At 63.7% G+C, this 24637-nt stretch carries 16 protein-coding genes; 12 read left to right on the top strand and 4 right to left on the bottom strand.

What is annotated here, in order from left to right:
- Positions 1–167 precede the first annotated feature (167 nt).
- Positions 168–1019 (bottom strand): 2-keto-4-pentenoate hydratase, encoded by an 852-nt coding sequence (locus ACK4TE_RS10245; protein WP_409911412.1) that lies wholly within the window; start codon positions 1017–1019, stop codon positions 168–170.
- A gap of 187 nt (positions 1020–1206) precedes the next feature.
- On the opposite strand from ACK4TE_RS10245, the gene ACK4TE_RS10240 reads away from it, so the two are divergent.
- From ACK4TE_RS10240 to ACK4TE_RS10200, 9 genes are all read left to right on the top strand, one after another.
- Positions 1207–2607, top strand: coding sequence for a polysaccharide lyase family 1 protein (locus ACK4TE_RS10240; RefSeq protein ID WP_409911411.1), 1401 nt, complete (start codon positions 1207–1209; stop codon positions 2605–2607).
- Between the two features lie 81 nt (positions 2608–2688).
- The gene (locus ACK4TE_RS10235; RefSeq protein ID WP_409911410.1) at positions 2689–3780 is read left to right on the top strand and encodes a LacI family DNA-binding transcriptional regulator; all 1092 of its coding nucleotides are present in this window, start codon (positions 2689–2691) and stop codon (positions 3778–3780) included.
- A gap of 90 nt (positions 3781–3870) precedes the next feature.
- The gene (kduI, locus tag ACK4TE_RS10230; protein ID WP_409911409.1) at positions 3871–4716 is read left to right on the top strand and encodes a 5-dehydro-4-deoxy-D-glucuronate isomerase; all 846 of its coding nucleotides are present in this window, start codon (positions 3871–3873) and stop codon (positions 4714–4716) included.
- A gap of 9 nt (positions 4717–4725) precedes the next feature.
- Positions 4726–5484, top strand: coding sequence for a 2-dehydro-3-deoxy-D-gluconate 5-dehydrogenase KduD (gene kduD / locus ACK4TE_RS10225; protein WP_409911408.1), 759 nt, complete (start codon positions 4726–4728; stop codon positions 5482–5484).
- 24 nt (positions 5485–5508) lie between these two features.
- Positions 5509–6507 (top strand): sugar kinase, encoded by a 999-nt coding sequence (locus ACK4TE_RS10220; protein ID WP_409911407.1) that lies wholly within the window; start codon positions 5509–5511, stop codon positions 6505–6507.
- Positions 6508–6618: 111 nt separating this feature from the next.
- On the top strand, positions 6619–7638 hold the full coding sequence (locus ACK4TE_RS10215) for a TRAP transporter substrate-binding protein (RefSeq protein ID WP_409911406.1): 1020 nt from the start codon (positions 6619–6621) through the stop codon (positions 7636–7638).
- Complete coding sequence (locus ACK4TE_RS10210; protein WP_409911405.1) at positions 7635–8141, top strand: TRAP transporter small permease; 507 nt, start codon at positions 7635–7637, stop codon at positions 8139–8141. The genes ACK4TE_RS10215 and ACK4TE_RS10210 overlap by 4 nt, the downstream gene beginning before the upstream one ends.
- A complete protein-coding gene (locus tag ACK4TE_RS10205) occupies positions 8141–9421 on the top strand; it encodes a TRAP transporter large permease (protein WP_409911404.1) in 1281 nt (426 codons plus the stop codon). The genes ACK4TE_RS10210 and ACK4TE_RS10205 overlap by 1 nt, the downstream gene beginning before the upstream one ends.
- Before the next feature lie 10 nt (positions 9422–9431).
- Positions 9432–10433, top strand: coding sequence for an alpha/beta hydrolase (locus ACK4TE_RS10200; RefSeq protein ID WP_409911403.1), 1002 nt, complete (start codon positions 9432–9434; stop codon positions 10431–10433).
- A 158-nt stretch (positions 10434–10591) separates the two neighbouring features.
- Here ACK4TE_RS10200 and ACK4TE_RS10195 read toward each other — a convergent pair whose 3' ends face one another.
- Positions 10592–12526 carry a sialate O-acetylesterase gene (locus tag ACK4TE_RS10195; RefSeq protein WP_409911402.1) on the bottom strand — a complete coding sequence of 645 codons (1935 nt, stop codon included), beginning with the start codon at positions 12524–12526 and terminating at the stop codon, positions 10592–10594.
- 169 nt (positions 12527–12695) lie between these two features.
- Between ACK4TE_RS10195 and ACK4TE_RS10190 the strand changes: the two genes are divergently transcribed.
- Genes ACK4TE_RS10190 through ACK4TE_RS10180 form a run of 3 tightly spaced genes read left to right on the top strand, consistent with a single transcriptional unit; the run spans position 12696 to position 20014 of the window.
- Entirely contained in the window at positions 12696–14600 is a 1905-nt protein-coding gene (locus ACK4TE_RS10190; protein WP_409911401.1) for a glycoside hydrolase family 9 protein, read from the top strand.
- Positions 14601–14606: 6 nt separating this feature from the next.
- Positions 14607–17087 (top strand): glycoside hydrolase family 3 N-terminal domain-containing protein, encoded by a 2481-nt coding sequence (locus ACK4TE_RS10185; protein WP_409911400.1) that lies wholly within the window; start codon positions 14607–14609, stop codon positions 17085–17087.
- Positions 17088–17137: 50 nt separating this feature from the next.
- Positions 17138–20014 carry a glycosyl hydrolase 115 family protein gene (locus ACK4TE_RS10180; protein WP_409911399.1) on the top strand — a complete coding sequence of 959 codons (2877 nt, stop codon included), beginning with the start codon at positions 17138–17140 and terminating at the stop codon, positions 20012–20014.
- Between the two features lie 10 nt (positions 20015–20024).
- Here ACK4TE_RS10180 and ACK4TE_RS10175 read toward each other — a convergent pair whose 3' ends face one another.
- Both ACK4TE_RS10175 and ACK4TE_RS10170 read right to left on the bottom strand, forming a co-directional pair.
- Complete coding sequence (locus ACK4TE_RS10175; protein WP_409911398.1) at positions 20025–21086, bottom strand: cupin-like domain-containing protein; 1062 nt, start codon at positions 21084–21086, stop codon at positions 20025–20027.
- 99 nt (positions 21087–21185) lie between these two features.
- Positions 21186–24395 (bottom strand): TonB-dependent receptor, encoded by a 3210-nt coding sequence (locus ACK4TE_RS10170; RefSeq protein ID WP_409911397.1) that lies wholly within the window; start codon positions 24393–24395, stop codon positions 21186–21188.
- Positions 24396–24637 lie beyond the last annotated feature (242 nt).

Here is a 24637-nt window from a genome sequence, read left to right as displayed (position 1 = left end):
TGCTCTCCTCCCAGGATTGAGCGTTGGTCATTCGGCGACGTCCTGCAAGGGCAGCCGCTCATTATGTCACCGGTAGCATAATTCTTTATGTCACCGGTAGCAATTACAAAACTTTCAGTCCCTTCATGTTTCGTCAGATTCCTGTCGACTGTTGCAGAAAGGTCGCCTTAATCCGCGCGCCGATGCGGCTGTCCGGCGACGGATGCTGCGCATACGGAACACTTTATCGGGGGCAGGCCGGCCATCTCGATCACCGCGGTCTGTCCTGCCTTGATGAGGTGCACACCGGTCACTGCGCCGGTCGAAATCTGCATGCCCTTGCGGATCGGCATGCCTCTTCGGGCGCAGATTTCCAGAAGGACGCGGAAGGATTCGAGCGGGCCGCCGGGAATGGACGCCGCAGTGGCCTCCCCCGCAACGACGCCATCAATCAGCGTGCGGAGAGTCCAGTCAGAAGGGTCGGCAGACGCCCAGCCCTCGATCTCGGCTCCGAGGATGAGGCCGTTATTGTTGCCGAAGTCTGATATGGTCACGAGCGGCCCGTGATCGTTGATCGCGGCCAGCGGGCTGGACGCCACTTCAGCCCCGATTCGTATGGATTTTACGAGGTTTTCAGCTTCCGCCAGTGTCCAGTCCAGCTTGGCCTCGGGCGCGTCGGAAGCCGTCTCGATGACGATTTCGCCTTCGATGGCACCGAACCCGCCGGGGATGATCTCGGCTTTTACAGAATCTGCACCGGCGAGGGTGATCTGCCGGCTGAAAATCGGACCGGCGAGCCGGTCGGTCCCGTAATCTGCATCGAAGGGCGGGTTGATCCGGCCGACTTTCCAGCCCGCAATCTTGTCCGGCCACAGATGGATCGCGTCGCGCTGGATGGCATAGGCTTCGTCCAGCGAAACGGGCAGGGCGCCGGGATAGGCCGCGACGGAACGGGCCGACAGGCGCGCCTCCACAAAGGCAGCCGCGCGCGGGTCCGTGCGAACGGCGACGCGCGACACATCAGGATTGGAATCTGCCATCTGGCCCGTCCCTTTTGGCGGCGCACTCTGGTATCCAGGGGCCGTCTGATCTCTAGCATTTTTACCAAGGCAGTCGCTGGACAGCATTGGAAACCGGTGTCATAAATTCTTGAAACCGAGCTATGTGTCAATCGAATTCTCAGCGAACGGGCACATAAAGACGATAAAGACTGACCGGGAGGACTTCATGCTGAACCGTTTCCATCAGGGCGCTGCGCTGTGTGCGCTGGCCGCAATCCTGCCCCTTTCGGGATGCGCCATCGACCTCGCATCCGCGCGCGCCGCGCCCGCCACTCTGGTGGAGGCTCCGGAAACCCCGCCCGCCCTTCCAGGCAAGGTCTGGTTCTTCCCGGCGATCGATTGGCAGGCCATCACGGATGGCGGGCGCGGCGGCGACATCGTCCGCGTCACCACCCTTGCGAATGACGGCCCCGGCAGCCTGCGCGAAGCGCTGGCGATGGACAAGCCGCGGATCATCGTCTTCGAGGTCGGCGGCACGATCGATCTGGAAAAGGAGACCATCTCGATCACGCATCCGCATGTCACCATTGCGGGTCAGACTGCGCCGTCTCCCGGCATCACGCTCATCCGCGGCGGCATTGATGTGAAGACGAACGACGTGATCATCCAGCACCTCCGCATCCGCCCGGGCGACAATGACGAGGCGCGTGCTTCCGGTTTCGCGGAAGATTCGATTTCCACGCTGCGCGCGCACAACCTGATCGTCGACCATTGCTCGCTGACCTGGGCGGTCGACGAGAACCTGTCCGCCTCCGGTCCGCGCTTCACCGGCGAGACGCCCGAAGACTGGCGCAATGGCACATCCCGCAACATTCTCTACAGCCACAACCTGATTGCCGAAGGGCTGGCGGATGCCACGCACCCGAAATTCGAGCATTCGAAAGGCTCGCTGATCCACGACAATATCAGCGGCATCCTGATCTATGGTAATCTGTATGCGCACAATTACGAGCGCAGCCCGCTGTTCAAGGGCGGTGTGCAGGGCCAGATCGTCAACAACTTCATCTATGATCCCGGCCAGCGCGCCATTCACTACAATCTTCAGGCGCTGGAATGGGGCGATGTGCCGTTCCAGGTCGGGCGGATGGATGTCATCGGTAACGTGATGCGGGGCGGCCAATCGACCCGCGAAGGCCTCCCGCTGATCATGCTGGGCGGTGACGGCGACCTGTCGCTCCATGCGCGCGACAACCTTGCCGTCGACTGGAAGGGCGATCCGCTGCCCGAACGGGGTTACTACACAACCGGCCGCGCAAGAATTCTCGATGCTGACCAGCCCCAGCCGCTGCCGGCCGGCCTGCCGATTCTCGCGCCGCAGGATGTCGAGCGATTCGTTCTGGCCAATGCCGGCGCCCGGCCCTGGGACAGGGACGGCCATGATGTACGCGTCTTCGCAAATGTGGCCGAAGGCCGGGGCGAGATCATCGACAGCCAGTCCGAGGTTGGCGGCTATCCCCAAATGCCCGAAACCCGCCGTGCGTTTGATCCCGAAGCCTGGGACCTGGACACCATGCTGCCCCGCACACCCGCCGCGCTGGATGCCAGCCAGAGGGGCCGGGGCACCTGACGCGCCGGGCCGCTTGCCAAATCCGGGTAGGCGGGCGAGACAGGTCAAAACCGTTCCTTGCGCGTACACCAAAGGCCTGTTGTGACCGAAACACCTCCCCCTGATGCCGAGACAGAAGTCGCCGAAGCGCTGCGTGAAGCCGCTGAGTTCCGGCAGCAGGGCAGGGCGACGATCAACGATATCGCCCGTATCGCAAAGGTATCGAAAAAGACCGTTTCGCGCGTGATCAACGAAAGCCCGCTGGTCAAGCCGCGCACGCGGCATCTGGTCAAGGCAATCATCAGCGAGCTCGGCTTCACGCCCGACCCGCAGGCGCGGGCGCTCGCCCTGCGTCGTTCATTCCTGATCGGTCTCGTCTACGATAATCCGAGCCCGCAATATGTCGTGAACATGCAGCGCGGCATTCTCGACGGGCTCGAGGCGACGGATTTCCAGCTCGTGCTGCGGCCGGTGAACCGCGCCGATGCAGACCTGAAAGACCGGCTGAAACAGTTCATCCTGCAGCACAAGCCCTTCGGCCTGATCCTGCCGCCCTCAGTGTCCGAGGATGAAGAGCTCGCCGCAATGATGCGCGCGCATGAAGTCGATTATGTGCGCATTGCGTCAGTCGAACTCGACACGCCCGGCCGGATGATCCGCACGCATGATGCCGAAGGCGCTGCGCAGGCGGCTCGGCATCTCTGCGCGCTCGGCCACACGGCGATCGCGCACATCCACGGCCCGGAAAGCTTTCGCTCGGCGCATGAACGGCGCAGCGGTTTCATCCGGGGGCTGACGGAATCCGGTCGCAGCCTGTCGGCGGATATGATCGTCGAGGCGGGTTATACCTTCGACTCCGGCCTGCTGGCCATGGAGAAACTGCTGTATGCCCGCCGCCGCCCGACCGCGATCTTCGCCGGGAATGACGAGATGGCAACCGGGGCCTATGTGGCCGTGCGCAAGGCGGGCCTCCGGATCCCGGAAGACATCTCGATTGTCGGCTTTGACGACACGCCGATCGCCGCCCGGCTCTGGCCGGCGCTGACCACCGTGCGCCTGCCGATCCGCGAAATGGGCCGTGCGGCGGCAAAGCTCCTGCTCGACCAGGCAGCGGGGAAGGAGCCGGAAGGGCAGCTGTCCTTTTCTCCCGAGATCGTGGTGCGGGACTCGACGGCTTCGCCGCCCGCGAAATGACCGTGGAAAGATGCCGTTTCATGGCTTGCGAAGCCCGTTCGGGCTTGTTATGACACCGGTTACCAAAATCAGAACAGCAGGGAGCGACACATGTTCGAAAAAACCTATCACGCCACCCATCCGGACATGATGGACGGCGCCTCGACCGAAGACCTTCGCGCCCGCTACATCGTCTCCGGCCTCTTCGCGGCAGACGCCGTCAAGCTCAACTATTCGCACAATGAGCGGATGGTGATCGGCGGCGCCATGCCGGTCAAAGGCAAGGTCGCGCTGCCGGCGCAGACCGAGCCGGCCTCGGCGTCGGGCAAGCCCTTCCTTGAGCGCCGCGAACTTGGCGTCGTGAATGTCGGTGCTGGTGCGGGTACGGTGACGGTCGATGGCAAGGCCTATGACATGGCGCCGCGCGACGGGCTCTATGTGCCGATGGGGTCGGAAGTGGAGTTCGCCTCGGCTGATCCGGCATCGCCTGCGAAATATTATCTCGTCTCGACACCGGCGCATGCGCGCTTTGAGACCGTGAAGATTTCCATCGACAAGGCTGTACCTCTGGAGCGCGGCTCCCTGGCGGAAAGCAACAAGCGGGTGATCTATCAGTATATCGTCCCGGCGACGGCGAAATCCTGCCAACTCCTCCTTGGGCTGACGATCCTCGATACCGGGTCTGTCTGGAACACGATGCCGCCGCATCTGCACGATCGCCGCTCGGAAGTGTATTTCTATTTCGGCCTCGGCGAGAATGACCGCGTGTTCCATTTCATGGGCGAGCCGGACAAGGCACGCCATCTCGTGATGAACAATGATGAAGCCGTGATCTCGCCGCCCTGGTCGATCCATATGGGTTCGGGCACCAAGAGCTATGCCTTCATCTGGGCAATGGGCGGGGAAAACCTCGACTATACCGACATGAATGTGCTCGATATCTGCCAGCTGAAATAGGAGCGGCGGATGTCCTCGCCTTTTGATCTCACCGGCAAGGTGGCACTCGTGACCGGCGCCAACACCGGCCTCGGCCAGGGGCTGGCCGTCGGGCTCGCAGCCGCAGGCGCCGACATCGTGGCGGCGGGCCGCTCCGCGCCATCGGACACGGAGAAGGCGGTCAAGGCGCTCGGGCGCAAGTTCGCTTTCGTCCCTGCAGACTTTTCGGATCCCTCCGTGGCCGGCGAAGTCGCCCTGAAGGCCGAGGCGCCCTTCGGCCCCGTCGACATCCTCGTCAACAATGCCGGCACCATCAAGCGCAATGACGCGCTCGACTTCACCGAGGCCGACTGGGACGAGGTGATGGATGTGAACCTCAAATCGGTCTTCTTCCTGAGCCAGGCCGTGGCGCGCTCGATGGTCTCCTCCGGCAATGGCGGCAAGATCATCAACATCGCCTCGATGCTGTCTTTCCAGGGCGGCATCCGCGTCGCCTCCTACACCGCCTCGAAAAGCGGGATCGCCGGGCTGACCAAGCTGCTGGCGAACGAGTGGGCAAAGCATGGCATCAACGTCAACGCCATCGCGCCCGGCTATTTCGAGACCAATAATACCGATGCTCTGAGGGCGGACGAAAAACGCAATGCGGAAATCCTGGGCCGGATTCCCGCCGGGCGCTGGGGGCGGCCATCCGATCTGGCGGGCGCCGCCGTGTTTCTCGCATCGCCCGCCTCGGACTATGTTCACGGCACCGTGCTCGCCGTGGACGGCGGCTGGCTGGCGCGCTAGTCTGCAACCGGGAGGCTGTGGGTCATGGGCGCGAAGGTTGTCTGCTTCGGAGAGCTGCTGCTGCGCCTGACTGCGCCGGGGGCCGAACGCCTGCTGCAATCCGCCGCCCTCGATGTCTGCGTCGGGGGCGCCGAAGCAAACGTCGCCGTCTCACTCGCGAATTTCGGGCATGAGGTGGACTTTGCCAGCATCGTCGCTGCCAACCCGCTCGGCTCTGCCGCCCTCGGCGAACTGCGCCGCCACGGCGTCTCCACACGCGCCGTGCAGCGCTCCCAGCACCGGATGGGTCTCTATTTCCTCGAGCCCGGCGCTGTGCGCCGGCCGTCGGCGATCACCTATGACCGGGCCGGCTCCGCCTTCGCCGAAGCCGCTTCTGACCAGGTTGATTGGCGCGACATCCTTCCGGGAACGGACCTTTTTCATATTTCCGGTGTCACCCCCGCGATCGGTCCCAACGCCGCCGCAGCCGCCATCCGCGCCGTGAACGCCGCTGCGGAAGCCGGTGTCCCGGTCTCGTTCGACGGAAACTACCGCGCACTTCTCTGGGACGCCTGGGCCGGCGACGGCCCGGCCATCCTGCGCGAGATACTCTCCGCCGCCACCTATGCCTTCATCAACGAACGCGATATCGCGCTTATCCTGCGCAGCCGGTTCGAGGATCGCGCCTCCGCTTTCGCCGCCGCGTTTGAGGCGTTTCCGAAACTCCGGGCCATCGCCGCCACGACCCGCCAGCAGGCCTCCGTCGACGATCAGGCGCTTGCCGGCGAACTCGTCACGCGCGAGGGCAGATGGGCATCTCCCGTCCACGACCTGCCCGGCGTCATCGACCGGATCGGCGGCGGCGACGCCTTTGCGGCCGGCGCGCTGCACGGCTTCCTCACCCGGCGCGATGCGCAGTACACGATCAATTTCGCCGTCGCCGCCGGCGCGCTCAAGCATTCCATCCCGGGTGACTTCAACCGCGTCTCCGTCGCCGAAGTCGAGGCCGCCATGGCCGGTGGCAGCCTGGACGTGAAACGCTGAATCCCGCGACAAAACAGTATTGACACCGGTTACCAAAAGGGGAGTATGGCCCCACAGGATGATAAGGCGGGTGCTGCAATGCGGCGTAAACCGCGCGCCGGGGAAACGCAGATGAACACCCTTCCGAACCCCCTGCGGACCGGCCTCAGCCGCCGCGCTGTCCTCATCGCCGGCGCTGCCGCGGGGGCCGTTTCGGCGTGCGGCGCGCCCGCAGGCCGGGCCTTCCTTTCGACCGACACGCATCCGGAAGAATACCCCACCGTGCAGGCCGTCAAGGAGATGGGCCGGTTGCTCAGTGAGCGGACGGAAGGACGCCTCGGGGTCAAGATCTATGCGGGTGGGCAGCTCGGCTCGGAACAGGATACGCTCGAGATCACGGTCTTCGGCGGCCTCGACATGAACCGTGTCAATCTCGCCCCGCTGAACTCGATTGAGCCGCTCACGGCAATTCCCGCCCTGCCATTCCTGTTTCAGTCCAATGATCATATGCGCCGCGCTCTCGACAGCGCGATCGGTGACGAGATCCTCGCCTCCCTCGAGCCGCACGGCCTCATCGGCCTCTGCTTCTATGACAGCGGCGACCGCAATTTCTACAACACCCGCCGCCCGATCCTCACGCCGGCCGACATGCGCGGCCTGAAGATCCGTGTGCCGAGTTCCGATCTCTACATCTCGATGATCCGCGCGCTCGGCGCGGACGCAACGCCGATGAGTATCGCGGAAGTCTATCAGGCGCTCGTGCAGGGCGTCATCGACGGGGCGGAGAACAACTGGCCCTCCTACGAAAGCGGCCGGCATTTCGAAGCTGCCAGGTATTACAGCCTGACGCAGCATGTCATTGCGCCGGAAGTCCTGGTCATGTCGAAATCGCGCTGGGACAAGCTGGACGCTGAAGACCGCCAGGCCGTCCGACAGGCGGCGAAGGATTCCGTTCCCTTCATGCGCGGCCTCTGGGACCAGCGCGTCGCCGATGCGCGCGGCCGGCTGCTGGCAGCAGGCATTGCGGTTAATGAAGTCGAAGACAAGTCCGCCTTCGCCGCTGCGATGCGTCCCGTCTGGGATCGCTACATCACCAGCGACACGGCGCGCCGGCTGGTCGCCGGAATTGAATCCATGGGGGCAGGCGAATGATCCGGATACTGTCGAATGTCACGCGCATCGCCGCCGATCTTCTCATCAAGGCCGGCGCCCTCGGCCTGGTGCTGATGACCATCATCATCGGCTGGCAGGTCTTCGGCCGCTATGTGCTGAACTCGACGCCGTCCTGGTCCGAACAGGCCGCGCTGGCCCTGATGATCTGGTATGTCTCGCTCGCGGCTGCGGCGGGCGTGCGGCAGGGCTTCCACATCCGCATCGTGGCCCTGGAAGAGGCCCTGCCGGTCGGGGCCCGCAAGGCGATGCAGATCGTCTCGCACACGATTGTCGGCCTCTGCGGCGCGGCGATGCTGGTCTGGGGCGGCGAGCTGGTGATCCGCACCTGGAGCCACGCTGTGCCTTCGCTCGGTATTCCGCGCGGGCTTGTCTATCTCGGCCTGCCGATCAGCGGCGCGTTGATGGCGCTGTTCGCGCTCGAGCAGGTGCTGGAGAAGTTCGGATTGTCTGCCGAAGCAGCAGAAACAGGGGAGGCCGTCTGATGGAACTCCTCATCCTCATGGGCGTTCTCGTGCTCCTGCTCGCCATCGGCGTGCCGGTCGCCTATTCGCTCCTCGGCGCCGCTATCGCAACCTTCCTGGCCATGGACATTCCTCTGGTCGTGGTCTTCCAGCGCCTCGCCGGCGGCATCAGCGTGTTCTCGCTCATGGCCATCCCGTTCTTCATTTTCGCGGGCGATCTGATGTACAGGTCAGGCATAGCCCAGCGCCTGGTCGAGGTGGCCGAGGCCATGCTGGGGCGCACGCGCGGTGGCCTTGGCCTCGTCAATGTCGGCGCCTCGACCCTGTTCGGCGCGGTGTCCGGCTCGGCGATTGCGAGCGCGTCGGCCATGGGCTCCACACTCATGCCACTGATGAAGCAGAAGGGATATGACGCAGACTACGCCGTCAACGTGACCGCCACGGCCGCGATTGTCGGCCTTCTTATTCCGCCCTCGCACAATATGATCATCTACTCCGCCGCCTCCGGCATAGGCGTGCCGATCAGCGACCTGTTCCTTGCGGGCATCATTCCGGGCCTTGTCACGGCGGCCATACTGATGGCCGTCACATGGCTCGTGGCCGTCCGGCGCGGCTATCCCAGCGGGTCATTTCCGGGCTGGCGCGTCTTCTTCCGCACCACGCTGCTGGCCATTCCGGGCCTGATGGCAGCGGTCATCATCATGGGCGGAATCCTGTCCGGCATTTTCACCGCCACCGAGTCTTCCGCCATCGCGGTGATCTACACCATCCTTGTCGGCGCGCTGGTCTACAGGTCGCTCGGCTGGTCGCGCTTCGTCGATGCGGCCCAGCAATCGGTCAAGGTCACCTCGATGGTGCTGTTGATCATCGGCGCGGCCACTGCATTCGGATATGCCCTCGCCATACTCGAGGCACCTGCGCAGCTCGCCGAACTGATCACGTCCATCACCAGCAACCCGCTGCTGGTCTTGTTGATCATCAACGTCACGCTCCTCGTGCTGGGCACGTTCATGGACATGTCGCCTCTGATCGTGATCACCACGCCGATCCTGTTGCCGGTGGCGATGGAAGTCGGCGTCGATCCGGTCCACTTCGGCATCATCATGATGCTGAACCTGGGCATCGGGCTGGTCACTCCGCCGGTCGGCTCGGTATTGTTCGTGGGCGCCGCGGTCGGCAACCTGAAGGTCGAGGAAGCCGTCAGGACGATCTGGCCCTTCTACCTGGCACTGATTCTCTCGCTGCTGCTGATCACCTTCATCCCCAGCCTCTCGCTCGCCTTGCCGCAGATGGCGCGCTGAGGCCCGTCCGATGCACCGTGTACTGACGATAGTCCTTGCCGCGCTCCTGCTGGGGGCCTGCCAGTCGGTTCCGCTGGAGGGCCCGGCACGCGCCGAAGTGCCGGAAGTCATCCTGCTCTGGCCGGAAGGCCCGCCCGGCGGCGTGCCGGATGGCTTGACCGAAATGGTCGTAGAGCGGGTAAATCCATTCGGCCTGCTGGACCGGGCCGCGCACGAGGTCACCGCGCCGAGCCTCACCCTGTTCCGACCGGAAGATTCGGATGGCTCCGCAATCCTGATCATTCCGGGCGGCGGGTATCGCTGGGTCGTCATCGACAAGGAAGGCTTCGAAGGCGCGCGCCATTTCTCGGCGCGAGGGGCAACGGTCTATGTCCTGCGCTACCGGCTGCCGCATCAGGGATGGCAAGCCGGGCCAGATGCTCCGCTGCAGGATGCTCAGCGCGCCATCCGTCTCATCCGCAGCCGCGCCAGCGAAGACGGCATCGATCCTGCCCGTGTCCTCGTGATGGGATTTTCCGCTGGCGGCCACCTCGCGGGCGCGTTGCACACCGGCGCCGACGTCAGCACCTACGCCCCGCTCGATGCTGCCGATCTCCACTCCGCCCGGCCGGATGCAACCGCGCTGATCTATCCGGTCGCCACGATGCAATTGCCCCACGCCCATCCTGGCTCGCGGCTGAACCTGCTCGGCGACGCGCCATCCCCCAAGGCAGAAACTGCCTGGTCCCTCGAGTCGAGAATCGAAGCGGGCCAGCCTCCGGCCTTCCTGATGCACGCGGAAGACGACCCCGCCGTCCCCGTCGAAAATGCGCTCCTTCTTTATGATGCTTTGCGCACCGCAGACGTGCCGGTCGAGATGCACCTCTTCGAAACCGGCGGTCATGGATTCGGTCTTCGCGGCATAGCCGGGACACCCCTCGAAGCATGGCCGGACCTGGTCACGAGTTGGGGGAGGGCGAAGGGCATTTTCGCGCCCGGAAACCGGACCGGACTCGCGGGTCCGGCGGACTAGGAATCGCGATTTTCAGGTCCTCTCCGAAAGCTGGAAAAAGCTGGAAAAAGCTGGAATCTTCTGGAATCGGCGAGAAAAATCCCGGAAAAATCAGCGAGAAATCTGCTCTGTATCGGGCCGTTTGAGGCCAGGTCAGTGCCAATCAGGACCCCTCCGGCTCAAGGCAGACGCAGCTCGAACGGCGTGACAAGTGTGCCGTCCGCCGCCGTGAGATTGCAGACGGGCGTGTCCCCCCAGCAGTAGCGGACAGTGCTTGTACCTTTCGGAACCTTCTTGAGGTCGATGGTCCGGCCCGACAGTGTGGAAGTGTGGAAGCTGCAGCTGCCGGCTGTTGTGCACACGGCGAACCCGACGGGCTGGTTGGTGCCGGGGGTGGTGTAGGGGCCTGTGGCTTCCGGCAGTGTAATGCGGATGGTGCGGCCCTTTTTCGAAATGGTTTCAGGGCTGTATCCGGTGCGGACGGGGCTGCCGGTGCCGATGGCGTCCCAGACGGCGGCGGCGCGGCGCGCCGGTTCCTGCTTGTTCGGCGGGTGGATATCCCACTCATCCCCGGCGCCGAGAACGGCCACCAGGCCGCTGCGAACATCCCCCTCCACGAAGCGCCGCTGTGCATCGCGCAGCGAGGACCACCCGGAATTTCCAGCTTTTTCCAGCTTTGCCCCGAATTCCGGCAGCTGGAAAACCAGCACCGGCAGCCCCGCCCCGAACTGCCCGCGAAGGTCTGCCGCCAACCGGTCGAGCAGGTCTTTGTATTTCTCTGCCTCACCCGTGTTCGACTCCCCCTGATACCAGAGCGCCCCCGCAAATTTCAGGCCCGCGAGCGGGGCGATCATGGCGTGGTGCATGCCGGAGAGACCAGAGACACTGCTCCAGGGTGTCACCGGCGGTGTGCCGAATGAGGTGGGGACTTTCTCATAGGACCAGCTGCCCCAGAGGGGGATGAGGGTGCCGTCTTCGAGGATGGCGTTGAGGGCGGCGTCCGGGCCTGTCATGCCACCTGCGCCCCAACCGTTGTGGACATTGACAGTGATGCGGTTTTCGCCCGGTTTCAGGATACCGGCGGGGAGCGCGTAGGTGCGCGGGGTGCCCCAGCCGAAGGTGGTGCCGATGAAGGCGCCGTTGACCCAGACGGAGTCAATCTCGTCCATCGCGCCGAGGGAGAGGGTGGCAGAGCCGGTTGCGGCGTTGGCGGGCAGGGTGAAGGTGCGTTCGAACCAGACTAGGCCGAAATGGTTTTCCAGTTCGGGGTCACCATAGGTTTTCCAGTCGCGCATTTCGCCGGGAATGCGTTTGGCAGCGGCGAGGCCAGTCACCCACGGGGCGTAGTTCGGTGAGATTGAGGCCCACCATTTTTCCCAGTTGGCGCCATAGCCGCCAATCGCAGGGGCGGGATCGAGGGCGTATTGTTTCAGAAGGGCGAGGCCATCGGTGAATTTCGGATCCGAGGCGAGGCTGGCCGGGCTGATCCAGGCTTCGATGCGTGAGCCGCCCCAGCTGGAATCGATGAGGCCGACGGGATGGCCCGTGCGCGCCTGATGGCTGCGGCCGAAGAAGTAGCAGATGGCGGAGAAGCCGGAGACCGTGTCGCGGCCTGCAGCTTGCCAGACAGCCCCATCGGGCAAGGCGGGCTCAGGCGCGGGGCTGGACTTCTGCGGCACCTTGAGAAGGCGCAGGTCAGCGGAGAAGGGGCCGGCGAGTTCTATGTCCGGGTTCAGCGCGCGGTTGACCGGATATTCCATGTTCGACTGGCCGGAGCAGAGGAAGACATCGCCGATATGGATGTCTGAGCGGGTGGCTGCGCCCTCGATGCTGGTGGCCGAGAGGGTGAGGCCGCGCGCGGGACTTTGAGGCGGGAGGACCGCTTGCCATGTGCCGGTGCTGTCTGCGGTTGCGCTTGCGGAGGCTTCGCCGAGGGAGACTTCGACGGCTGAGCCCGGCGTTGCTGTGCCGGTGACGGTGATGGGCGCGCCCTGCTGCAGGACCATGCGGTCTGCGAAGCGGGGGGCAAAATCCGGTGCCTGCGCTGATGCGAAGCCAAGGGGCAGGGCGGCTGCCATTCCGGAAATGAAAAGGGCTCTGGCCGAACCAAACATCTGAATCCTCCGCCGTGTCGTTTTTATCTTGATAGCGCTATCATTATCTCGCTAAAGTGCAACTTATCTGATGCCGACTCATGGCGGCAGGCAATGGAAACGCAGCGATGTTCCCCCCGGTGGCCGCAAGGCGCCGCGAGACCGGAGCAGGTTGCAGGGAGGACGAAGCATGCGGGCCAAGAGGCTATTTCTGAGCGTTGCGGCGGGCGCGGCGCTGCTGGCATCCGGTTGCACGACCAAGCCGGCGGCGGGCGAGCTGACGGCGCAGGCGGACAGCTGCGAGTTGCGGCTGACGCAGCACGGGTTTCTTCCCTCTGCATCGAAGACCGTGATCCTGCGGACGGCGCAGGCAGAGCCGGTTGCGTATGAAGTGCGCGATGCGGCGGGCGCCGTGGTGGCGTCCGGAATATCCGTACCCGGAGGAAAGAATGAAGCCTCCGCCGACAGCGTGCATACGATTACGCTGGCGCGGGACTTGCCGGAGGGCGAGGGCTATACCGTTTCGGCATGCGGCGCGGTGAGCCATCCGTTTGCGGTGCGCGCGGATCTATATGCGGGCCTGTCGGAAGATGCGCTTCGCTATTTCTATCACAACCGGATCGGCACGGAGATAAAGGCTGAATATGTGCAGGGGTCGCAATGGGCACGGCGCGCGTCGCTGACGCCGCTGAGCGTGACGTGTTTCTCCGGCGAAGACATGTTCGGCAACACGTGGCCGGGATGCGCCTATGAGCTGGAGGTGACCGGCAGCTGGTTCGATGCCGGCGATTTCGGTGTTTATCCGGTGAACCTCGGTGTGTCGGTCTGGACGCTGCAGCACGCGTATGAACGCATGGCGGAGTGGGACGCGGTGGCCGAAGCCGGTTGGGCAGATGGCCGGATGCAGTTGCCGGAGACTGGCAATGGCGTGAGCGAACTGCTGGACGAAGCGCGCTGGGGCATGCAGAGCCTGCTGAAGCTGCAAGTGCCGGACGGCGCGATGGTGTGGGCGCCGAAGGCGGGTACGCAGATCGAGCAGGGCAAGGCCGCAGACCTCGAACAGATCGATGCGGGCGGCATGGTGCATCACAAGCTGGCGGGGCGCAAATGGCCGCCGCTGCCGATCTGGCCGTGGAATGACGATCAGGAGCGGCTGCTGTATCCGCCTTCGACCTCGGCGACGCTGGGGCTGGCGGCGACGGGCGCACAATGCGCGCGGCTCTGGGCAGGCGTGGATGATGCCTTTGCCGGCAAGTGCTTCGCCGCGGCTCTGCGCGCCTACGAGGCGGCGAAAGCGCATCCGGAAATATATGCCAGCAACAGCTTTGATGGCAGCGGCGGATATGGTGACGGGCGGCTGTACGATGAGTTCGCGTGGGCAGCGCTGGAGCTGTATGAGACGACGGGCGATCCGGCCTATCTGGCAGACCTTCGCGCCAATCCGGCTTTCGGGCCTGTGAAGAACGCTTTCGGCTGGGCGGATGTGGACCTGATGCCGGCGCTGACCCTCTCTGTACGGAAGGATGTGCGCGACCGGAAACTTTCTGCGGAGGGTCAGGCGATCATTGTGCGTGCAGCAGAAGAGATTCTCACCATCCGCGACGGTGAAGGTTATCGCTTCCCTCTCGGTGTTTCGGAATATTACTGGGGCTCCAACAGCCTTGTGCTGAACCGCGGCCTTGTGCTGGCGGCGGCATTTGACCTGACGGGCGAGGCGCGCTTCCGCGACGGCGCGCTGGACGCGATGGAATATGTACTGGGCCGCAATGTGCTCGATCAGAGCTATGTGTCCGGCTACGGCGTGCGGGCGATGCGCGCGCCGCATCACCGCATCTGGGCCGGCGCCGTGAACCCGGAGTTTCCGTTGCCGCCGCCGGGGGCGCTGGCAGGCGGGGCGAACAATACCGCGATGGCAGACCCCGTGGCGCAGCAGATGAAGGGCAAATGTGCCCCGATGGCCTGCTGGGCGGACGATGTTGAATCCTATGCGATGAACGAAGTTGCCATCAACTGGAACGCGCCGCTCGCCGCGCTTGCCATCTATCTCGACCATACCGAACGGCGCGCGTCTGCCGCCGCCAGCCTCAAGGAGTGACATTGGATGACATTGTCCACCGTTTCAAAATTGATGCTGCTGACCTGTGCAGCGGCCCTGCTGGCCACGCCAGGATGTAACTCCGCCATGGAGCAGCCGGACAAATGGCCGTATGAGGACGTTTCCGTCACTCCGGAGAGCTGGCCGCAGCTGACGGTTGCGCCGCTGGATGCGGCGATCGAGGCGCAGATTGATGCGATCCTGCCGAAGCTGACGCTGGAGCAGAAGGTCGGGCAGGTGATCCAGGGCGATAGCGAATTCCTGACGCCGGAAGATGTGAAACGCTATCGGCTGGGTTCCGTGCTGAGCGGCGGCAATTCCGCGCCTAGCGAGCAGCCATTTGCGGATACGGCGACATGGCTGGCGGCGGCGGATGCGTATTTCGAGGCTTCGCTGGATACCGAAGGTGTCGAGATCGCCATACCGGTGATCTGGGGTATTGATGCCGTACACGGACATACGAACCTTGTGGGCGCGACGGTGTTTCCGCACAATGTCGGCCTGGGTGCGACGAATGATCCGGATCTGATCCGGGATATTGCGGCTGTGACGGCGGCGGAGCTGGTGGTGTCCGGGCATGACTGGACGTTTGCGCCGACGCTGGCCGTGCCGCGCGATGATCGCTGGGGCAGGGCGTATGAGGGCTTCTCAGAAGACCCCGAGATTGTGCGCAGCTTTGCCGGCAGGGTGGTCGAAGGGTTGCAGGGTGTGCAGGGTGCGGAAGGCTGGCTGCGCGACGGGCGCGTGATCTCGAGTGCGAAACATTTCGTGGCCGATGGCGGCACGGAAAATGGCCGCGACCAGGGCGATGCGCGTATCAGCGAGGCGGAGCTGCGCGACATTCATGCGGCAGGCTATATGCCGGCGATCGAGTCCGGTGTGCAGACGATCATGGCGTCCTTCTCCAGCTGGAACGGGATCAAGATACACGGCAGCCATGCTCTGCTCACGGACATTCTGAAGGACCGGCTGGGCTTTACCGGGTTCATTGTCGGTGACTGGAACGCGCATGGGCAGATACCAGGTTGTACGAACACGGATTGTCCGCAGGCGCTGCTGGCGGGGCTCGACATGTACATGGCGCCGGACAGCTGGAAGGGGATGTATAAGTCGACACTGAAACATGTGCAGGACGGCACCATACCGATGGAGCGGCTGGATGATGCCGTGCGGCGCATCCTGCGTGTGAAGATTGCCTATGGCCTGTTTGACAAGCCGAAGCCGAGCCTGCGGGCGGGCGCGGGCGACACGTCGCTGCTCGGCTCGGCGGCGCATCGGGATGTGGCGCGGCGCGCTGTGCGCCAGTCGCTGGTGCTGCTGAAGAACAATGATGGCACGCTGCCATTGGCGGCGAAGCAGACGGTGCTGGTGGTGGGCGATGGGGCCGACAGTATCAGCAAGGTTTCGGGCGGGTGGACACTGTCCTGGCAGGGCGGCGGGTATGACAATGCGCATTTCCCGAACGGGCAGACGATCCTGTCGGGCATCCGCGAGGTGGTCGAAGCGGCGGGCGGCACCGTGATCCATGATCCGGGAGGCACGAGCAAGGTGAAAGCCGATGTCGTGATCGCGGTATACGGAGAAGATCCGTATGCGGAATTCCAGGGCGACCGGGACAATGTGGACTTTGTGCCGGAGGGATTTGATACGGCGTTGTTGGCGGGGTACCGCGCGAGCGGGGCGAAGGTGGTGTCGGTGTTCCTGTCGGGACGGCCGCTGTGGACGAACCCGGAGATAAATGCGTCGGACGCGTTCGTGGCGGCGTGGTGGCCGGGCTCTGAGGGTGGCGGTGTGGCGGACCTCTTGTTCCGCACGAAGCCGGAATATGACTTCACAGGGCGGCTCTCCTTCTCCTGGCCTGCAAGCGCGGTGCAGACGCCGCTGAACCGGGGTGATGCGAACTACGCGCCGCAGTTTGCCTATGGCTACGGGCTTTCCTATGCCGCGCCGCAGACTGTTGGTGTGCTGACGGAAGAGAGCGGGCTGGCCTCTGAAGCGAATGGCGCGCGAGGCGCGGTGTTTGCGCGCGGGCAGGCGGTGGCGCCGTGGAGCATGCGGTTCGAGGGATCGGACGGCCCGCCGGCGCGGGTGGATCACGGCGCGCAGGAAGACGCGCTGGCCTTGTCGGCGAACAGTGCACCGGCGGCACTTTCCTTCGAGACGGCGGGCGCGGGGCTTGACTGGTCGCGCGAGTCGAACGGGGCGATGGAGTTGAGCTTCTTCGCGCGTTCGATGACAGCGGAGACGGCGAATGTGAACGTGTCCATGGGATGCGCGCTGGAAGGTGGATGTGCGCGGCAGGTGCCGGTGGCGGTGGGCGCCGAGTGGGCGGAGCATCGGATTTCGCTGAGCTGTTTCGCGGATGCCGGTGTTGACATGTCGAAGCTGACGAGTGCTGTGCGGTTCGGACTGGACGGCGGACGCGTGGCGTTAGCGGGCATCGCTCTGGCTGAGGATAAGGACGGCCAACCGGATTGCGGCGGCTGATCCGGCCCGCGCTGCTTGACGACGGCGCAATATGAAGAGGAGACGGACCAATGGCCGGACTTTCCGCCCTGCGCCTGGCGCTTGTCGTGATACTTGCATTCGCTCTCGTTTGCGGACGTGCGCGCGCGGAGGGGCCCGCGTGCAGCCAACCGCTGGATGTGTGCGCGGGGCAGATGAAGGGCGCGTTTCCGCTGATAGCGGGCGGGGTGCCTGTGGCGGTGATCACCGACGCGGCGGACTGGCCGGGCGTGCTGCGGGCGGCGGGTAATCTGACCACGGATCTTTCGGAACTGGCGCGCGGCGAGGCGGCGGCGGGGGAGTTCGTGGTCATTGCGGGCACGCTGGGGCGGTCTGCGGTGATCGACCGGCTTGCGGCTGAAGGGCGGCTGGATGTTTCGGCGATCGAGGGCGTGTGGGAAGGCTATGTGCAGGCCGTCGTTGATGCGCCTTCAGAAGGTGTATCGCGCGCGCTGGTGATTGCCGGGGCGGATAAGCGCGGCACGATTTACGGTATCTATGACCTTTCGGAGCGCGCTGGCGTTTCGCCGTGGAAATGGTGGGCGGATGTACCTGTGCCGCACCGGCCGGAATTGTCTGTGATCGCCGGGAGCCGGGCCGACTGGCCGCGCGTGAAGTATCGCGGCATCTTCATCAATGATGAGAAGCCAGCGCTTTATGGCTGGGTGAACCATCACTATGGCGGCTTCAAAAGCGGTTTTTACGAGCGCGTGTTCGAACTCATCCTGCGCAACAAGGGCAACTATCTGTGGCCGGCGATGTGGGGCGAGTCGATCTATGATGACGATCCGCTGAGTGGTCCGCTGGCTGATGAAATGGGTGTACTGGTCGGCAAGTCGCATCACGAGCCGATGGGGCGCGCGCATGTCGAATGGGCGCGCTATGGTGAGGGGCGCTGGGATTATACATTGAATGATGAAGTTCTGCGTGGCTTCTGGCGCGACGGCATCGAGCGGATGAAGGATTGGGAGACAATCGTTACGCTAGGTATGCGCGGCGATGGTGACGAGGCGATGACGGAGGGCACCGCGATTGCGCTCCTTGAGCGCATAGTCGCAGACCAGCGCGAGATCATCAGGGATGTGACCGGCAAGCCTGCGTCAGAGCAGCCTTCTATCTGGGCGCTCTACAAGGAAGTGCAGGACTATTACGACCAGGGTATGCAGGTGCCTGACGATATCACCCTTCTGTTTGCGGATGATAACTGGGGCAACATTCGGCGATTGCCGAAACCTGGCAGCGAACGGCCGGGCGGATATGGCGTCTACTATCATTTCGACTATGTGGGCGGGCCGCGAAACTACAAGTGGCTGAACACAAACCAGATCGAACGCGTATGGGAGCAGATGAACCTCGCCTGGGAGTTCGGGGCGCGGCAAATCTGGATCGTGAATGTCGGTGATATCAAGCCGATGGAGTTTCCGATCTCGTTCTTCCTGGACCAGGCCTGGAATCCGGAGGCAATGCCGCGCGAGCGGATGTCAGGCTATACGGAAGTGTGGGCAGCGCAGCAGTTTCCGGCCGAGCATGCGGGCGAGATAGCTCAGATCACGGACCTTTACACCAAGTATGCCTCGAGGCGGAAGCATGAGCTGGTTGATCCGGAGACGTTCAGTGTTGTGAATTTCGATGAGTTCCGGCGTGTGACGGCTGAGCTGGAGGCGCTGGCGGCAAGGGCGGATGCGGTGCGGGCAAAGCTGCCGGCGGAGTATGATGACGCTTATGTGCAGCTAGTCTGGTTTTCCGTTCTCGCAACAACGAATCTTTACCAGCTTTATGAAGCGGCGGCGCTGAACCGGCTTTACGCGGCGCAGGGGCGAGCCCCAGATGCGCGGGCGCAGGCGGAACGCGCAGAAGCATTTTACGCGCGCGATGCGGAGCTGACGCGCATCTACCACGAAGACGTGGCGGACGGGAAATGGGTGCACATGATGTCCCAGACCCATATCGGCTATACCTACTGGCAGCAGCCGGAAGAGCAGGTGATGCCGGCAGTTGAGCGGCCGGATATTCCGGCGAAGAGCGCGGCCGGGGTTGCGATTGAGGGCGACACGCGTGGCTTGCGGCTCGGCAAGAAGGGCGCGGCGCTGCCCTTGTCGGATGTGTTTGAGCAGCAGGCGCGTTGGATTGACGTGTTCAGTACGGGTGAGGAACCGGTTACAGTGCGGGTATCGGCCCGGGAAGACTGGATTCAGGTTGCGGAGGGAAAACGCTCCGTAAGCGGATCAGAGCGGATCGAGGTGCGCATTGACTGGGAAAAGGTGCCGGAAGGGCGCCATACCGGTGAGTTACGCGTCAGGTCCAGATGGTGGAACAGCCTGAAGATTGCTGTGCCGGTGTACAAGCCCCGGGGCTGGGAAGCGGCGAGAGGCTATCCGCTGGCGAGCGGGTTTGTGGCCATCGATGCGGCTGCAGCAAGCCGCAGATCAGACGGACCGCAGGCAAGCTGGTCTGTCATCCCGAACCTTGGCCGGACAGGAGATGGCATTACGCTGGTGCCGGGGACGGCGCCCGAATTTGAGCCAGGCAACGACGCCGCGCCGCACCTTGAGTACGACCTGCACCTGTTTGAGGCGAAGCCGGTGACGGTCGAGGTGGAGCTCGCGCCGACGCTGGACTTCAAGGGCGATGGCGGGATGCGGTTTGCCCTGTCGCTCGGCGGGAGTGAGCCGGTCATCGTGAATGTGCACACGCAGCTGACGCCGGCGGATTGGAGCGAGTCGCATTGGGAAGCGACAGTGGCGAAGAATTCGCATCACCACACGGTGACCTTTCCGGATGTGGCGGCGGGCGCACAAACATTGACGCTATGGGTGATCGATGCGCCGCTGGTGTTCCAGAAGCTGGTGGTGAGCCAGGCAGATGTGCCGGAGAGTTATCTCGGGCCGCCGGTTTCGGCGCCAAGATGAGAGCGTGGCCCTAGTTCATTGGCGGCGGCGCGAGGCCGAGGGCTTTGGCGAGGGATGTCAGGAGCGTGAATTTCAGCTTGCGGCGCATCTCCGGCGAATGGGGGCCGAGGGCGCCCTGCGAGTCTGCCGGAAGGTGCGCGACGGGGTCGCCATTGGCGGCGAAGACATAGTGATCGAACATCCCGCGCCAAACCTCGCGCTCGCGGGCCGGCAGATCGCGGAGGGCGATCAGGGCGTGCAGCATTGCGTCAAAAGGAGAGCCGAGGTCCGGCCGCGCTTCGCTCCACCAGTAGTTCACGAGAACGTTGAACGAGGTGAGGGACTGGACGTGGTGCCACCAGCAATAGGGTATGTAGATCGCGTCGCCGGGGGCAAGTTCGGCGGTGCGGGCGTGAGCGAGCGCTTCGGCAAAGCGCGGGTGGGTTTCGGGGTTCCAGGATTCGGGGCGCACGAGGCTGACGGGCGGGCCGGCGAGCGTGTGTTCGAAAGGGCCGACATAGAGGTTTTTCAGCTGGTGCGGCGGGAACAACGTGAAGCGGCGCCGGCCAGCGATGACGCAGGCGATGTTTTCCGACAGGTCGAAATGGGTTTGCACCGTGAGACGGTTTCCGATCCAGATGCGCGGCGACACGCTGGCGGGAAGGAGGGGCAGGGGCGTCTCGTTCAACAGGCCGGGCAGGTGGTCCGCGATGGGGATCGACTGCACATAGATCGAGGGCGGAGACGGAGCCGCTTCCAGGCTGACGAGTTCCTGCAGGGACCGGGAGATGCGCTCGGGCCGGCGGGAGAAGTTCAGTCCACGGAGGTCTTCCGAGTAGAAGAAGCGGCCACCGATATCCGGTGGTCCGAAAATGGTTTCGGCCGGGCGGCCGTTGTCGAAGCCTGAAAGATAGCGTGCCATTGCGGCGGTGCCTGCCGCGCCGGCGGATATGCCGGGCCATTGCGAGACCAGGCCGCGCAGGACGACCGGCTCTGCGCGCGCCTGTATCTCATGTCGGAAAATCTCGGGCGTAACCCCTTCCCTGACAGGGAGGGCCGGGAGGTGTTCGAAGGCGTGGGCTTGATCCGGCATTGTGTGCTCCTCAGCCAAGCCTACCGCTCCGCCGATGCAGAAAAAAGATGCGCCGCGAAACAAGTTCGCGGCGCATCCCGGGAGGTCTGACGGTTCAGGTCAGAAGTTGAAGCGGGCCGAAATCGTGACCCGGCGATCGTTCCGGTACCAGGACCGGCCGCCACGGCGTCCGTCTGCGTTCGGAATGTACGACGTCGTCTCGGTGATCTCGTCGAGCAGGTTTGCGCCCTGGATACCGATCTTCAGGTTTTCGTTCACCGTGTAGAAGAAGGATCCGTCAAGCTGCCCGGTCGACTCCTGGAAGATCGGGTAGAAGGGCGTGATCACGTCCCGCGGGGTGACGAGGTAATCGCTGCGCCAGTTATAGGCGAGGCGGGCCGAGATGGGGCCTTTTTCGTAGATGGCGGCAACGTTGTAGGTCACATCCGACAGGCCCTGCAGCGGCAGGTCACCAAGATCAACCAGCGGATTGTTGGCCGCGGGGGTCGTGTTGGTGTTGTTTACCGCGGATGACTGGACGCCTTCGCTTTCCAGCAATGTCAGTGCGACCTGCGTTCCGAAACCATCGAAGGGCTTGGGCAGGAAGTCGTAGAATTGCTGGTAGGCAATTTCGAGACCTTTGACCTTGCCGGTTTCATCCGAGTTGGTCGGCTGGCGGGTGAAGACGTTGGCTGCCGACGCACCCGTTTCGGGGTTGATGAAGACAAGGTCGCCTTCACCGGTGACGACGATGTTGTCGATCTCCTTGTAGAACACCGAAGCCGTGAACGAGCCCGCATCGGCGAAGTACCATTCGAACGACAGATCGTAGTTGTCAGCTTCCGTCGGCTTGAGGAACGGGTTGCCACCCGAAGCCGTGAAGCCATACCAGCCTTCGTTGAAGCCGGGCGGAGGTGCATCTGCTTCAGGCGTCCGCGGATCGTCCTGTGTCAGCGGCGTAATCGTGAAATAGTTCCGCATGAGACCGAGATCGGGCCGCGAGATGCCTTTCGAGTAGGCCGCACGGATGATCATGCTGTCATTGAGACCAATCTTGAAGTTGATGCTCGGCAGCCAGTTTTCATATGTGTTCGTCGAAGTTACGCCAAGGCTCGCACCATCTGCGAATGCGCGGATGGCAGCCCGCTGATCAGCCGGCAGTGCGCAGAAGGCGGGCGGGAGATAGGGATCCGCATCCGGCGGCCGGTTGGTCGGCTCGAGACAGCGGTTCTGGCCACCGGCCAAAGGATCCAGTGCGTCCGGCGGGAGGCCGAAATCGATCGGGATCGAACCCGGCGTCGGGAAGTTCCAGCCACCTTGAGAGTCGAACGAGGTTTCGACGTAACGCAGGCCGATGTTGCCATCGAGAGTCCAGCCATTGCCGAACGGATTGTCATGCCCGAAGCGGAGCATGGCGTAAGCCGACTGGGTTTCTTCCAGCGTATCGTTGATCTCGCCGGGCAGGTAAGGCGTTCCGGCCACGACGCCCGGACGCTCGCTGAGGCGTGTCCAGCCACCGCCGCCACCCGTGGGTGCACCCGCACCACCAGCTGCGAGCCAGGCTGCGACGACCGTGTCGGCGAAGTCAGCAGCCTGATCATAATTCTGCGCGACGTTGTAGGCGTAGTACGGGAAGGCCGGGGGAACAGCTGCTCCACCGCGCTGGAAATTGCTCCAGTAATAGTTCTGGATCATGCCTTCCGGCGCACCGATCTCGTCCATCCAGACCGGGCCACCATTGCCCCAGATTTCGGAGAGGGCACCCCAGTTATAGGTCGAGAAACGGGTTGTCTGATCGCGTTCGGACCAGCGCACACCGGCACGGGCCGATTTCAGCCAGCCGCCATCGTCGAATTCATACTCGGAATCGGCGCGGAAGGCTTTCTCGGTGCCTTCGCTGTCTTCCAGGTGGTCCATCGCTGCGCGCCAGAAGGAGTAGCGCGGGTCTGCGTAGGATGCCTCGTTTCCGGGGGTGACATAGGCCGGGCAACCGCCTGACTGGCCGAAACCGCCGGAGCAATCCAGAGCGGGGCTCCCGGGGAAGCCGGTCGTATTGGCACCGAGGAAGCGAACCTGGGGGATTTCGCGGCGAAGGTCGAGGGCAACATCCTGGAAGGTCGAGCCCCAGATGCCGAAATCGACGTTTTCGACGGTCGAGTCGACATGCTGGAAGTCCACGTTGAACGACCATTTGTCCGTGGGCGTCCATTTCAGGTTCAGCGACGTATCCTGAGTGACCTGTTCCTGCTCGACATCGCGGCGGATATTGTTGGATTGCAGGCCATAGACGGGTGTGCGGCGACCGCCGACCTCAATCGGATCGTTCTGGTCCTGACGCCAGCCAACGGGTGCCGAAATGGTGCCGTGGGTGAAGAGGTCGTCAGAGCCGAAACCGAACTCAGTACCCGGAAGGAAGTTGAATGCCGTATCGCCGACGTTATCCGTTGCGATCTCGATGACATGTTCCGTCCAGGAGGTCGACGCTTCGGACCGCAGCAGCTCGAACGTGGCCATCAGGGTGCGGTCGGGGTTTTCCCACTGCACGGATCCGCCATAGCCGATGCGCTGACGGTCATAGTCCTGTGTCCGCAAGGCGGCGCCTTCCGGCACCCAGACAGTTCCCGGGGCAAGGTCCGTACGCGGCTGGAAGCTCGAGATCTGCGTGCCGTCCGAGCGGGTGTTCAGTTCGGAGAAGACGCCATTGAGCAGGATGCCGATATCGCCGGCTTCGGTTTCCCAGCGGTTGCTGTAGATGGCCGAACCTGTGGGAGCCCATTGTTCGCGGAAATCAGCGTAATTGTATTCCAGCGTGCCGGCGATGACGCGGCCGCTGGCATCGAAAGGCTTGCGGGTGACGAGGTTGACCGTGCCGGCAACGCCGCCTTCGATCAGGTCGGCGGTCTGGTTCTTGAAGACCTGAACCGAGCCGAGGAGTTCGGGCGCAACGTCCGAGAAGCTGAGCGCGCGGCCGTTGTTGGCGGAGAAGGTGTCTCGGCCGTTGATCTCGGAGCGGACATAGGTGAGGCCGCGGACGATGACGCCCTGGCCTTCGATCGAGAAGTGGTCCGGGTCGTCTGCCGCAGCAAAGCGGCTTATGGTGATGCCCGGGACGCGCTGGAGGGCTTCGGTGACCGAGCGGTCCGGCAGGGCGCCGATGTCTTCCGCGGTGATCGCATCGACAAAGGTTTCCGCGTTGCGCTTGATTTCCTGGGCGCTCTGGATGGAGGAACGGATGCCGAGAACGACGACCGTTTCCTGACGCGCTTCGGCGTCTTCACCCGGCGCGGTGGTCGCGGCAGGCTCATCTTCTGTCTGAGCAATAGCCGGCATCGCCGTCAGGAGTGACAGGGCGGACGCGCCGCATGCCAGTGCTGACCACGATGCCAGTCGGCGAGTCGTTAAGTAACCGTACTTCTTTGCCACGATGGGCCCTCCCTGTGCGAACGCTTATACCACCCTTGATGGGCGGCCGGACTTTTGCCCGGTCTGTTATAGCGCTAACGAAACACAAAATGTTTGCGCTATCAAGCCGCAAAAATTGCATTATGATAACGCTCTCGCCAAGCATGGCA

Source organism: Hyphomonas sp. (assembly GCF_046313975.1).
Lineage (GTDB): Bacteria > Pseudomonadota > Alphaproteobacteria > Caulobacterales > Hyphomonadaceae > Hyphomonas.
Note: the sequence above shows the minus strand (reverse complement) of the source record. Positions and strands in the feature narration are given on the sequence as shown.

Bases quoted from the DNA above. Each gene is read 5' to 3' on its own strand.
- ACK4TE_RS10245 (WP_409911412.1), bottom strand. From the start codon at position 1,019: ATGGCAGATTCCAATCCTGATGTGTCGCGCGTCGCCGTTCGCACGGAC.
- ACK4TE_RS10240 (WP_409911411.1), top strand. From the start codon at position 1,207: ATGCTGAACCGTTTCCATCAGGGCGCTGCGCTGTGTGCGCTGGCCGCA.
- kduI (WP_409911409.1), top strand. From the start codon at position 3,871: ATGTTCGAAAAAACCTATCACGCCACCCATCCGGACATGATGGACGGC.
- kduD (WP_409911408.1), top strand. From the start codon at position 4,726: ATGTCCTCGCCTTTTGATCTCACCGGCAAGGTGGCACTCGTGACCGGC.
- ACK4TE_RS10220 (WP_409911407.1), top strand. From the start codon at position 5,509: ATGGGCGCGAAGGTTGTCTGCTTCGGAGAGCTGCTGCTGCGCCTGACT.
- ACK4TE_RS10215 (WP_409911406.1), top strand. From the start codon at position 6,619: ATGAACACCCTTCCGAACCCCCTGCGGACCGGCCTCAGCCGCCGCGCT.
- ACK4TE_RS10210 (WP_409911405.1), top strand. From the start codon at position 7,635: ATGATCCGGATACTGTCGAATGTCACGCGCATCGCCGCCGATCTTCTC.
- ACK4TE_RS10205 (WP_409911404.1), top strand. From the start codon at position 8,141: ATGGAACTCCTCATCCTCATGGGCGTTCTCGTGCTCCTGCTCGCCATC.
- ACK4TE_RS10200 (WP_409911403.1), top strand. From the start codon at position 9,432: ATGCACCGTGTACTGACGATAGTCCTTGCCGCGCTCCTGCTGGGGGCC.
- ACK4TE_RS10195 (WP_409911402.1), bottom strand. From the start codon at position 12,526: ATGTTTGGTTCGGCCAGAGCCCTTTTCATTTCCGGAATGGCAGCCGCC.
- ACK4TE_RS10190 (WP_409911401.1), top strand. From the start codon at position 12,696: ATGCGGGCCAAGAGGCTATTTCTGAGCGTTGCGGCGGGCGCGGCGCTG.
- ACK4TE_RS10185 (WP_409911400.1), top strand. From the start codon at position 14,607: ATGACATTGTCCACCGTTTCAAAATTGATGCTGCTGACCTGTGCAGCG.
- ACK4TE_RS10180 (WP_409911399.1), top strand. From the start codon at position 17,138: ATGGCCGGACTTTCCGCCCTGCGCCTGGCGCTTGTCGTGATACTTGCA.
- ACK4TE_RS10175 (WP_409911398.1), bottom strand. From the start codon at position 21,086: ATGCCGGATCAAGCCCACGCCTTCGAACACCTCCCGGCCCTCCCTGTC.
- ACK4TE_RS10170 (WP_409911397.1), bottom strand. From the start codon at position 24,395: ATGCCGGCTATTGCTCAGACAGAAGATGAGCCTGCCGCGACCACCGCG.